10 protein-coding genes and 1 pseudogene are annotated in these 11,468 nt (G+C 51.0%); 6 read left to right on the top strand and 5 right to left on the bottom strand.

The annotated features are described in order from the left end of the window. On the bottom strand, nucleotides 1–160 hold a 160-nt coding region (locus tag C4334_RS14685), incomplete at its 3' end, for a DUF4214 domain-containing protein (RefSeq protein ID WP_352432839.1). Between the two features lie 445 nt (nucleotides 161–605). Then, nucleotides 606–2,864, bottom strand: coding sequence for a class I SAM-dependent methyltransferase (locus C4334_RS14680; RefSeq protein WP_352432837.1), 2,259 nt, complete (start codon nucleotides 2,862–2,864; stop codon nucleotides 606–608). Nucleotides 2,865–3,319: 455 nt separating this feature from the next. Here C4334_RS14680 and C4334_RS14675 point away from each other — a divergent pair, with 455 nt between their 5' ends. The 6 genes from C4334_RS14675 (at nucleotide 3,320) to C4334_RS14650 (ending at nucleotide 9,992) form a co-directional block, all read left to right on the top strand. After that, nucleotides 3,320–3,466, top strand: coding sequence for a hypothetical protein (locus C4334_RS14675; protein WP_352432838.1), 147 nt, complete (start codon nucleotides 3,320–3,322; stop codon nucleotides 3,464–3,466). 310 nt (nucleotides 3,467–3,776) lie between these two features. Continuing rightward, on the top strand, nucleotides 3,777–4,049 hold the full coding sequence (locus C4334_RS14670; protein WP_352432836.1) for an integrase core domain-containing protein: 273 nt from the start codon (nucleotides 3,777–3,779) through the stop codon (nucleotides 4,047–4,049). Then, entirely contained in the window at nucleotides 3,997–6,309 is a 2,313-nt protein-coding gene (locus C4334_RS14665) for a hypothetical protein (RefSeq protein WP_352432835.1), read from the top strand. Before C4334_RS14670 ends, C4334_RS14665 begins: the two co-directional genes overlap by 53 nt. A gap of 53 nt (nucleotides 6,310–6,362) precedes the next feature. Next, entirely contained in the window at nucleotides 6,363–7,709 is a 1,347-nt protein-coding gene (locus C4334_RS14660; protein ID WP_352432834.1) for an FAD-binding protein, read from the top strand. Nucleotides 7,710–7,754: 45 nt separating this feature from the next. Then, entirely contained in the window at nucleotides 7,755–8,654 is a 900-nt protein-coding gene (locus tag C4334_RS14655) for a decaprenyl-phosphate phosphoribosyltransferase (protein ID WP_352432833.1), read from the top strand. Between the two features lie 120 nt (nucleotides 8,655–8,774). Next, nucleotides 8,775–9,992: an IS256 family transposase gene (locus C4334_RS14650; protein ID WP_352432832.1), complete on the top strand. Its 1,218-nt coding sequence runs from the start codon at nucleotides 8,775–8,777 to the stop codon at nucleotides 9,990–9,992. A gap of 366 nt (nucleotides 9,993–10,358) precedes the next feature. Here C4334_RS14650 and C4334_RS14645 read toward each other — a convergent pair. From C4334_RS14645 to C4334_RS14635, 3 genes and pseudogenes are all read right to left on the bottom strand, one after another. Then, nucleotides 10,359–10,616, bottom strand: a pseudogene (locus tag C4334_RS14645) (gamma-glutamylcyclotransferase); the annotation flags it as partial. Then, the gene (locus tag C4334_RS14640; RefSeq protein WP_352432831.1) at nucleotides 10,568–10,786 is read right to left on the bottom strand and encodes a gamma-glutamylcyclotransferase family protein; all 219 of its coding nucleotides are present in this window, start codon (nucleotides 10,784–10,786) and stop codon (nucleotides 10,568–10,570) included. The gene C4334_RS14640 and the pseudogene C4334_RS14645, both read right to left, overlap by 49 nt. A 131-nt stretch (nucleotides 10,787–10,917) precedes the next feature. After that, entirely contained in the window at nucleotides 10,918–11,379 is a 462-nt protein-coding gene (locus C4334_RS14635) for a gamma-glutamylcyclotransferase family protein (RefSeq protein WP_352432830.1), read from the bottom strand. Nucleotides 11,380–11,468 lie beyond the last annotated feature (89 nt).

Genomic DNA, 11,468 nt, shown 5'->3' with positions numbered 1-11,468 from the left:
TGTGCACGCATCGCACGTCCCCGCCGCACATCGTGATTTGCCCAGTCCAGTAGCTTTGTCCATTCGGGTCGGGCATGCGGCTGAGAAAGTCGATGTAGTGTTGATAGACGAAGAAATCGGCATCATCAATGGTTATCGGTTTGTTGGTCCCCGGCCTCATTCTGACCGGTACTACCCTAGAATTGCCATAGTATAACTCTGAAGGAAGTGTAGGATTATCTGTGACAATCCGAAGCGTCGGAGCGGGTTGACTCTGAGCCAATGCGCTCAATGTACCGAAAAGAATCAAAACGAGCAAGATTGAGAGTCTTTGCATTATCCTTTTCTCCTACACATTCTAACAGTCGTGCATCGGTGTCGGTGAGGCTACGCACTCGTTCTGGCGCGGGGCGTGCGCCTTCTTCTAGGATAATCTAAAGCACGTGGTGCTTTCTGTCAATGCCCTTTTTTCAGGCGCGATTGCGGTCATCAGAGGAAAGGATGATCGGTCGCTACTTCAGACTCGTAGCGCTGCATATGCACCGAAGTTGAAAGCCCTGTCCAAATATGTAACAACAAAACGTCGGTAAGTATCATCGGCCACATGGTTTTCTATTAAAGGTCCCTTAGATTACCTCTAGCGGTAGGAGCAATGGCGAGGATCCACATTGCGCAAACCAGCAAGTATCTTGCGCCAACATGTCGACCTTGATTAAGTACTTCCCTGTTTCCCTCGGTGCGCGACCTTGGATAGAAAGGACCGTCTTCTCTCCAGGAGCCATTGATCGCGGGAGAGGCGGTTCGCCATGTATTTCTGAGTATATTTCCCCTGTGTCAGCGACTATCCTTATTCCGATTCTGACCATCCCTTTCGTCGGAGTTCTGTTTGAGATCCACAGACAGTCGCCGGCATTTTCAACTTCTATTTGAAACCGAAAGACCGCATTCGGTTCAAAGCGACCTGTCCAATCGCTTAACAGCCTAATGTACGCGCGCAGATTGCGGTTGAGCAGAATTTTGGCATTTTCGATCTTCTTGCAAAGCAAATAGTTGACCTCCGGAGAGTAGGGCGGGAAAAACCCTTGTTCTAACGCTTGACGTTCAAACATTCCGTTTATGCTTACGAAGTCTCCGATTACGGCAAATCCGTTCTCGATAAGCAGAGATTGCAAATAAGCACGATTGAAAGGGGATTCAAGCGAGCGATGTTCCAGCATAGTGGATTTCAGCTCTTCTGCCTCTTCGGATCGAAGCGGTGGACATGCGCCCTCTAGGATAAAGAGCAAACCGTTTGGGGCTAACATCTCTCGAATGTGTTTCAGTACGGCACGCTCGTTCTCAAAGTGATGAAACGAGTCATAGCAAATAGCCGCGTCGAACTTTTCTGGAAGAAAGGATGTTTCGATGTCATGAACAAGAAATCGACACTTGAGCCCGTTGTAAAGATCTGATCCATATGGAATGCTTTCTATTCTGGCGCGAGCGATCCTTATCAGATCTCGGTTAATGTCTATTCCGAGCACGTCATAACCTAAGCGCGCTAGAAATTCGCAGAGCCAGCCCGAGCCGCACCCCACATCAAGCACCTTCTTCCCCGCAGGCAGGTTCAGCACATCGACAAGGTTGGCGAAATCGCAGAAGTACCTTCGCGTTTCTGCGTCAATCACGTTTGTCGAATTCTCGCGATTTTTATTAGCTAAGTTGCCAAAAGGTTTCGTGAACAGGTAGTAACGGGTGTTAGGATCAAGTTTTTCAAGGTACCTTCTGGCTCCCTCCTTGTAGTCAATTCCTTTTACCTTAGGAAATCGGCGAGATGCTCTACCGCTAGCATACGTTATACGCGCTAAATGCGTCAGCAGCGCATTTACTGTTGAGCTGGGATTGTGACTGGCTCTGATGTGCCGCGCGGCATTTTGGCCTAAACGCGTTATTAGGAAAGAATTGTACAGCAGCAGCTCTAGAAATTTACCGACCACCGTTGAAGCTGCTTCGGCGCTTTCTATCTTTATGATAGAATCGTCCGGTAGCTCAGATCGCCATTCGTTCTCGAAGCCGATAACAGCGTTCGCAGCAGCCATAAGATAGCACGAAGGATCAGCTACCTCTCCATAATTTTCTGCGCTCAGAAGCAACGATACATCGTTTTCGTAGACCAAATAGGCTATTTCTTGAGGTGTTTCGTAATAAACTTTGTCATAAGTCTCCCAATTTGTTCGGTTTAATCCCTCTGATCGTGGAAGGATGAGCCGACAGAGTATGTTGTGGTTCCGACACAATTCGTCAACGGCATGATATAAATCTTCTCCTATTTTGCTGGGTGGATCCACCAAGTTCAGGCGAATTGCTCCTAAATCACAGGTTAGAGAAGATGCGGATGCTTTCGATGGAACAGGATGGTTTATTTTTACAATCGGTACGGAAGGTAAATCTTTCTCTATTAGGTTTTTAATCCCGGTCGAGTAGACAAAAATAGACTTGGCGGCGCGCAAATATTTGTGCGCCGACCAGTGGTTTACATCGTAGTCTTTGCCTCTCTTTTGAAAGAGCTTATAAGTTCCCGCAGACCCGTGAAGGATCACAGCATAAGGGGTGCCTTCCAAGACATCAGCTATATTCTCGGAGGAACAAAATGCTGAAGCATCTGAAGCGTACAGCTGATACAATATTATATTGTAGTCTTTCAGCTCCGAAAGAGAGCTAGGATAATGGATGTAGTTCGAAATCCTTATTCTTTCAAGCGATGAGAGGAAGCTAGGCAACGGCATCGCCGCCAAATAAAGAGCTATGTCAGCGTGCGGCGACAAAAGGTCGGCCAGAACGAATGAGTGGTGTACCATCCACGGTAAGGCGCTTTCTTGAACTGGGAGGAAGATGGCGACTCTCATACCTAATCCAAGCGCTGAGATCTGTAAGGATAACTTGTAAAAGAGTATAAACCATTCTTTGGCCGCGAGCGAGCATCGATTGGTTAGCTCGTTTGTAGAGGTGTCTTGGTTACGTTGATAAAGGCTTGCGAGCGAAATTTTTACAAGGGATCTGTGTCGGCATCAAAGCCTTACTGCGGGCGGCATACATTTATGACCACGCCTCAGTTAACTAACACCCGCGTCGCTTGTGGAATTCGCAGTAACCACGCTCGCCATGACTTTACAACAAAGTGCGGTTGTTCTTGACACCAACCTCGCGATTTTACTAACTTCAATAAGCATCTTTTTGGAAATGCATAAATGCATGAACCTTACTCCGTTTTTGTAGACACAGAGAAAAGCCAGTATCCTTCACCAAGAGAAGGAGACCTGGCATGGAAGGAAAACAGAAATTCTAAGATAGGTAGTTCAAGATTGATGCTGTGAGTTGGGTGACGAAAGGGGGACACAAGGTCAAAGAGGCAGTTTGGGAGCTGGGGATTGATGCGAATGGGCTGTCTCATTGGAAACGAAAGTTATTAGAGCAGGGGAAGGCCGCCTTTGCCGGAAAGGGAAGCTAACAGCGCAGGAGGAAGGGATCCGGAGGCCGCGACGGGAGTTGAAGCAACCCTAGAAGGATCGTGAGATTTAAAAAACGTCTGGGTGTCGGACATTACTTGCGCCTGGACGCTTGAAGGATGATTGTACGTAACAACGGTCAAGGACCTGTGGTCTCGCCAAGTCAGCGGAAACAGTGTCTTCGACCACCCGCGGGTGGAGGCGGTCGTGGGGGGCTTGCAGATAGGGTCGGGAAATCGACAGATCGAGCCCCAACTGATCTTTCATTCCGACTGAGGCAAGCAATATGCTTCGGAGGTTGTTCGTTCGATCTTGGGCAAGCATGGGATCCGACAGAGCATGAGCTCAACGGGCAATTGCTCTGACAATGCACCAGCCGAATCGTCCTTTGCGACGTTCAAGAAGGGGCATCTGTTCTGGAAGCCGTTTCTGACCAAGGAGCAGGTACGCAGATGCATTCTTGAGTATCTTGATCCGTTCTACAACCGTCTGAGGTGCCACTCCTACCCCGGTTACAAGACACCGGGGGCTTATGAACTTCAACATGCTACACTGGCTGAACTTAATGTGCGAAAAACGGGGTGAACTCCAGCAGGAAGAACAGAGGCTTCAATTTATCATCGCGTTCTTTTTGTTCGTCATTGTCTTCAGCGTCTATTTTTACTCACCTGTTTACCAAGTGACGGATTCCAACTACTCTGCTTTAGTTAGTTTGAGTTTGTTAGAATACGGCAGTTTTAAGCTAGACAGATACTCCTTGCAACCTAACGATAGGTCTGCTAACGCAGAAAGGGGGTCGAGCGATAAGGCTTATCAGCTCGAGTCGGTCGGTGGTCATCTCTACTACTACTTTCCGCCCGGAAGCTCTTTTCTTTCGGTCCCCTACGTCGCAATTGCAAAAACTTTCGGTATTTCAGCTGCGAATCCAGATGGGACATACAATCAAAAGGGAGAAATTCTCATAGAAAAAAGCCTCGCGGCTATCCTCATGGCTGCGCTGACTGTGGTCTTCTTCCTGACGGCGCGGTTGTCGCTTTCCTTATGCTGGAGCGTTTTTGTGGCTCTCAGCGTCGCACTGGGAACGCAACTATGGAGCACAGCCTCACGCGGTTTGTGGTCGCATACGTGGGCAATACTTCTAGTTGGCCTCGGATTGTGGATGCTTGTGGCTCTAGAGTTTGGTAAGCAAGTAAGCCCCTCGATTCTAGCGAGCCTTTTAGCTTGGGGGTATTTTACGCGTCCGACTATAGCTTCACAGATTATATGCATCAGCATTTACCTTCTCATCTTTTGGCGTCGCTTGGCTGCGCCTTATTTCATCACCCTTGGTATTTGGCTGATGACTTTTGTCGTCTTTTCGTTTTATCACTTCGGACAACCTTTGCCGAATTATTACCTTGCAAGCAGACTAAATTTTACCAACTTCAAGACAGCGCTATGGGGCAACCTCATAAGCCCCTCTCGCGGCTTGCTCGTGTACGTTCCTGTGACCATTTTTGTTTTTTATTTGACTTTGGTGTTCTGGAGATTCTTGTTCCCCCAAAGACTAGCCTGCCTAGCTATCATCATTATCTTGACACACCTCGTGATCATCTCCGGTTTCCCTCACTGGTGGGGAGGGTACGGGTATGGCGCTCGTTTCATGACCGATGTCGTTCCTTGGTTTACGCTGCTCGCGGTACTCGGCCTTAAAGCAGCAGTAGATGTTTCAGTTCCCGTGTGCCTAGGGATGACTTCTATTTTTTGGGGGATCTTCCTGTTACTTGTCAGTATTTTCATCAACGGAAGGGGGGCACTGTCGGTGAGCACTTGGTCTTGGAACGGTTGGCGCAAAGAATCACCTGAACGTTACTGGGATTGGAAAGATGCGCAGTTTCTGGCTGGGCTGGTCACCCCTCCCCCGCCAACTCATGTGCGGCCGATCGTTGATTGCATTGAGTTTTATACCAGGCAGGCCGACGATTATCTTTGGTATGGGTGGAGCGACCCGGAAGAAACGCAGCGCTGGACCGATGGAAAACAGGCGGCGTTAATTTTCGCTTCCGATCATCCTCATGATGCTGATCTCTTGCTTACCGTTAGGATGGCCCCATTTTTGGTTTCGGGGAAGCTGAAGCTGCAAAGGGTAAACGTTTCTTTAAACGGCATGTCACTAGGCTCACTGGAACTTTCAGATCCTTCCCCAAAGGAGCATGTTTTTCTTATCCCCCAAAATGCTCTTAGACGAGAAAATAGGTTGACGTTTGATCTTCCGGATGCGGCATCGCCTATATCCTTCGGAATTAGCGATGATCCTCGTCTTCTGGGAGTTGCCGTTCAGTGGGCCAAGATAGAACGTTTCGTTTCCCCTTGTGCCGACTCGGATGTCACTGCTCAAACAGCGAACGTGAAATCTCGCACGAATATGGGTGCCGTAAAATTAAAGAAGGGGAGCATTGTGGACTTGCGCAAACGAGAGTCAGACAAATATTTGCTTTGCGGCTGGAGCGATTCGGAGGCAGGAGATCGCTGGACGAATGGCCGAAGGGCATCCTTGAAGTTTTCTGTCGAAGAGGGCGATAGGGGCAAGTGGCTAATGGTGTTTAGCGTTCGCCCGTTTTTGTTTGGTGACCCTCTAAAGCAGCAACGAGTTTGGATCTTCAGAAATGGACAGTATATGGGGACTCTCATGCTAAGCGGTAATACGGTGCGAGAGTATCGCATAAACTTGCAGGAACTAGAAGAGGTGAACATCATAACGTTTTTGTTGCCAGATGCGTGTTCGCCGAAGGAGCTACATATAAGCGACGATGAGCGCATGCTCGGCATATCCCTAGAATGGTTCAAGCTGGAAAAGCTCGATTAATTTTCGCTCACGGTGTAAGCATGAAATGATTCTCGGCGGTTGGAAAATCAGCGATGCGAGTGGAAAAGAAGACAATATACGGTTGGGGGCGAACGCGGAAAGTTAATGCTAGCACCCACGCCCCGTCTGAGGTCAGTCAGGTAAAAATTCCAAACGATTGGTGTAGGATCGCCCGAGGTGGCGGACGGAGTTATAACGATGCATCGGTGCTAGCGGATGGTTTAGTGATCGAAACGTGCAAACTCAGACGAGTCAAATCTTTCAACGATGAAAGGGGAACTTTGAAGATTGAAGCTGGTGCTCTGCTCTCGGATGTGCTTGCGTTCATTGTTCCGCGAGGCTGGTTCTTGGCTGTGACTCCGGGAACCAAACGAGCTTCGGTTGGAGGGTGTGTTGCCGCTGACGTGCACGGGAAGAACCATCATCGAGCCGGAGCCTTTGGGAAATATGTGAGGGAGTTAGAACTTTTGACTGTGGATGGTGAAATTTTGCGTCTATCTCCCGAAGAGAATAGTGAGGTATATCGAGCGACAATCGGGGGAATGGGATTGACAGGGTTGATCCTCAACGCGACCCTACAGTTGATCCCCATAGAGACATCGTTGATTAGCGTTCGGTGTCGGAGAACCAAAGATTTGGATGACTCCTTGGGCGTGTTTGATGAACATTACCTAGATGACGAGTACACGGTTGCTTGGATAGATTGCCTGGCGAATAAAAAAGAACTGGGGAGAGGCGTTTTCGTTAGTGGACATCACGCTACTCGTGAGGAGATCGGGATCGGCTCATTGGAAAGGCCGATCTACGAGCCCCGAAAAGAGTACACGTTGCCAGACTTCGTGCCTAAGTGGGTTCTCAATAGGTGGTCGATGAGGGCTTTCAACCTTTGTTACTACCTGATGAAAGGTCGGAAAGAGCAAAACTTCTTTTCCAGAATTGACGAGTTCTTCTATCCGCTTGACGCTGTAACGAACTGGAACGTGCTGTATGGTCGAAAAGGATTTTCACAATATCAATGCGTTTTCCCTACAGCGCAGGCTGAACGTGGTATAAAGAAAATAATACAAGCGCTCAGTCGCAGTCGAATCCCTTGTTTCCTTTGCGTTTTGAAGCGCCTCGGTGCTAAAGGAGATGGCTTATTGTCTTTTCCCATTCCCGGATACACTTTGGCTTTGGATCTTCCTGCTGACGAGGGCATTGAAGAGTTAGTTCATGAATTCGATCGGATCGTCGTAGAATCTCAAGGACGCATTTACCTGGCAAAGAATCCGATCGTGAGGAAGGAACTTTTAAAAGAGATGTATGCTGAACTCCCTCAGTGGATAGAGAGCAAGGATCAGCTCGATCCTCGCCATAGGTTCCGATCGGATATGTCGACTTTATTTGGACTTACGCGCTGATGTTAAGTAAAGAAATCCCCGGTTGAAGCAATTGAACTTGTCGAGATGAAGTCGAGGGTCACGCTTTCATTTATATGGAGCATATGGAGGGTTCTTCGCCCAGAACAGTGGGTTAAGAACGCTTTCGTTCTGATCGGAGTGACATTTGCTAACCTTTGGACTCAACCGTCTGCGGTTAAGAACTCTCTAATGGCCACTTTAGCGTTCTCGCTCGTGGCGAGCGGAGTCTACGTTTGCAACGACCTGTTTGATAAGGCACAAGATGCAAAACATCCGGAGAAGAGGAAAAGGCCGATTGCTGCCAACGAAATAGGGGTCCGGCCAGCTACCCTCCTTTTTCTCCTCTTGTGGTTTTTGGGGCTAGGTTTAGGACGGTTGGTGTCCATCACCGTCTTTGTCATCCTCGTATCTTATGTGTTGGTGAACATCGGATACTCTTGGAAGTTGAAGGATGTCGTGATCCTTGATGTTTTTCTGATTGCTTCTGGTTTCATGTTGCGTATCCTTGCCGGGACGATAGGCATCGGTATTGAATCTTCCAAGTGGCTGTTGTTGTGCGGATTTATGTTGGCTTTGTTTCTGGGCTTCGCTAAACGTCGCGCGGAGATTTACGCATCAGTTTATGCGAAGAGGGACTATAGGAAGGTGCTAGCTCAATACCAACCTGTCCTCTTGGACAAGATGATCGTCATAACATCTACGTGCGCGATTTTGTGCTATGGCTTATATACGTTAAGCCCGGCAACAATCCAGACTCATAAGACGGACAATCTCGTTTTTACAGTGCCATTCGTGGTCTATGGCATTTTCAGATATTTGTACGCTTTGCACAAAGATCACCGTGGATTGGATCCAGCTCAAGAAATCATTCGAGATCCGCAAATAATGTTGGCAACGATTTTGTGGTTCGCAACAACTGTGTACTTACTCAGAACGGGGAAATAAAGATGAACCTAGTTAGAGTCTCAAGTAGTGGTGTAAATTTGGCCCTCCACAATTGACGAGGAAGCCACCGTGCGTGTCTACTAGAGTGTGGACACCAAACCAGTAGGAGGTCACGCAACGATGGCTTCTCTTAACAGTTTCGCAGTTCTTGAGTGGATTCGCAAGATCCAGGGTGAGGAACAGATCGATTTCTTGCGTGAACTGGTGCAGATGTTCGCCCAATCTTTGATCGATGCCGAGGCCACGCAAAAGGTCGGCGCGAACCCTTACGAGCGCACGGAGGAGCGCAAGACGCAACGCAATGGCTACCGTAAACGGGAGTGGAATACTCGTCTTGGGACCCTCGACCTGAAGATCCCCAAACTTCGTCAGGGAAGCTTTTTCCCGTCGATTCTGGAGCCACGCCGCCGGGCGGAACAGACCCTGGCCGCCGTGGTTCAGGAGGCCTATGTCAATGGGGTCAGCACCCGGAAGGTGGACGATGTGGTTCGGGCGCTTGGGCTGGACGGCATCAGCAAAAGTGAAGTCTCTCGTTTGTGTAAGCAACTGGATGAGGAGATCCAACAGTTCAAAGGGCGGCCGCTAGAACGGGAATATCCGTATGTCTGGCTGGATGCCACCTTCCCCAAGGTGCGGGAAGGTGGGCGGGTCCAGCGCATGGCCTTTGTGATCGCCATCGGGGTCACGGACACCGGGGAGCGTGAGGTGTTGGGGTTTGACATTGGGACCAGTGAGGACAGGGCATTCTGGACCGAGTTTCTCAGAGGGCTGAAAGAGCGTGGACTTCGGGGAGTCAGGCTGGTCATCAGTGATGCCCACCTTGGCCTGCGGCAGGCAATTTCAGAAGTGCTGACAGGTGCTGCGTGGCAGCGGTGCAAAGTGAATACCCGCCGCAACGTCCTGAGCCAAGTGCCGAAGAAACAGCAGCCGATGGTGGCGGCGATCATCCGGACCATCTTTGCCCAGCCCACCCAGGAGGCGGCCCGAGGACAGCGGCGCCGGGTGGTGGAGGAACTGCGGGGCAAGTTCCCGAAGGCCATGCAGATCCTGGAGGCGGCGGAGGAGGACGTATTGGCCTTCATGGCACTGCCTGGCGAGCACTGGCGGCAGATCTGCTCCACCAACCCGCTGGAGCGGCGGGGCCGTGAGATGAGACGGCGGATGGACGTCGTCGGGATCTTCCCGAATCGGGAATCCGTGCTGCGACTGATGGGATCCATCCTGCAGGAACAACATGAGGAGTGGATGGTGTCCCGCCGTTATTTCAGCCTCGAATCGATGGCGAAACTGAAGCCGGATCAGGCCTTGCTCGCGTCCGCATCCGTGTTACAGAAGTAAGTCTCTAAGCCTGAAGGGGGTGCGTGTATGCCACACGCAAATCTTGGCTTTGTCCCCTAGCTGCCGATACTCGCCCGGAAGGAGCGAGGTCAAGGGTGACCAACAGGTCAAGCGCAGCGTCCCTTGACGGAGCGACAACGGGCGATACACTTCCAGGCAGGGACAAAGACAATGCTGTCACACTCTTGACACAAACGGTGATTTTACACCACTTGACGGGACTTGACCCTCCTTTAAAGCGGTAGTAACGGATGACTGCGCCCACGGATTCGCCTCCACAGACCGCGTCGGTCATCGCCTCAAACGCGGCGGTGAGAATCGCGTTGTCATCCGGTTGAAGCGGCGGCACTCATCAGCTTCAAATCTTCAAATCGCCTTCTTTTCCGGCGACCGAGCCCAATCCGGCCAAAAGTCATACGCATCGGGGACGGGCCGGAGCCCCTGAGCCTGAGCGGAACGGAAAACATAAACATATCCCTCGACATCTCCAGAAAGCTCATCTCGGACCCAGACTCGCTCATAAAAGTTCCGCGGATCCTCGGGGGCGAAAAACCCCTCGAGTTGATCCAGGGGCTTCAGCCCGGCAGGATCGAGGGTGAACCACACGCCTCGGATGAGGCGCCGCCCGGGTCGAGGACGAGCGCAGGGAAAGCCCCCACGTCGTACAAGTGCCCGCGGAGCGCGCCCGGGCGGGTCTTCCGGACGTACGGCGCGGCGATCCGGTAATTCGGCTCTCCGGGAATCAGCGTCCCGTAGACGAAGACGTTGACGGCCGTAGGGTTGGACTCATTCATGGCCTTCGCTTCTTTCGCCTCCGTAATCGTCTTAAGGGATACCGCATAGAGGTGATACCGCGCTATTTGGCCCATTTGTTGAGTTTGATGTCATCGGTAGGCAACCCAGCGTTTCCGTTCAGTCCAGCGTTTCAGTCCAGCGTTTCCGTGGCCCGCAGGCGCCGGACGTACTCCTCGCTCAGGCAGTCGCCCCCGGCCAACAGATGATCCAAGTACCGGCGAGCAGGCTGCAGTCCCTCTTTAACCTTGTCTGGTTGGGCCACATACGCTGTTGCGGTGACCACCTCGCCTGTGTCTCGACGCTCCACGGCCACCTCGCGGCGCTCGTAGTGATCGGGAGCGGCCTCGCATACGTCAAGCGTATCCAGGGCCTCGGCCGAAACCAGGTAGAGGCAACCTTCCACGACGTCACCTTCAGCGGGAACAATGTTCGCGAACCCTTCCTGCGGGTTTTTGGAGGCGACCTTGTTGAAGACGAGCTTCCAGCCCCGCAGGACCCCAGGGACGCGGGCCTCCCACCCGTCAATCCTGTCTTTCATCCGCGTCGAGTCCATATTCGATCCATAAGCGAAGTACCAAACGTATCGCGACATGATTGTTTCTCCTGGTTCGTACAACCCACCTGAATTGACATCCTCCCCACGGCACGCAGCCGGGGGATTCCCGGAGGTGATCCGAGATG

Source organism: Pyrinomonas sp. (assembly GCF_040289685.1).
Lineage (GTDB): Bacteria > Acidobacteriota > Blastocatellia > Pyrinomonadales > Pyrinomonadaceae > Pyrinomonas.
Note: the sequence above shows the minus strand (reverse complement) of the source record. Positions and strands in the feature narration are given on the sequence as shown.

Bases quoted from the DNA above. Each gene is read 5' to 3' on its own strand.
- C4334_RS14680 (WP_352432837.1), bottom strand. From the start codon at position 2,864: ATGAGAGTCGCCATCTTCCTCCCAGTTCAAGAAAGCGCCTTACCGTGG.
- C4334_RS14665 (WP_352432835.1), top strand. From the start codon at position 3,997: ATGAACTTCAACATGCTACACTGGCTGAACTTAATGTGCGAAAAACGG.
- C4334_RS14660 (WP_352432834.1), top strand. From the start codon at position 6,363: ATGCGAGTGGAAAAGAAGACAATATACGGTTGGGGGCGAACGCGGAAA.
- C4334_RS14655 (WP_352432833.1), top strand. From the start codon at position 7,755: ATGAAGTCGAGGGTCACGCTTTCATTTATATGGAGCATATGGAGGGTT.
- C4334_RS14650 (WP_352432832.1), top strand. From the start codon at position 8,775: ATGGCTTCTCTTAACAGTTTCGCAGTTCTTGAGTGGATTCGCAAGATC.
- C4334_RS14640 (WP_352432831.1), bottom strand. From the start codon at position 10,786: ATGAATGAGTCCAACCCTACGGCCGTCAACGTCTTCGTCTACGGGACG.
- C4334_RS14635 (WP_352432830.1), bottom strand. From the start codon at position 11,379: ATGTCGCGATACGTTTGGTACTTCGCTTATGGATCGAATATGGACTCG.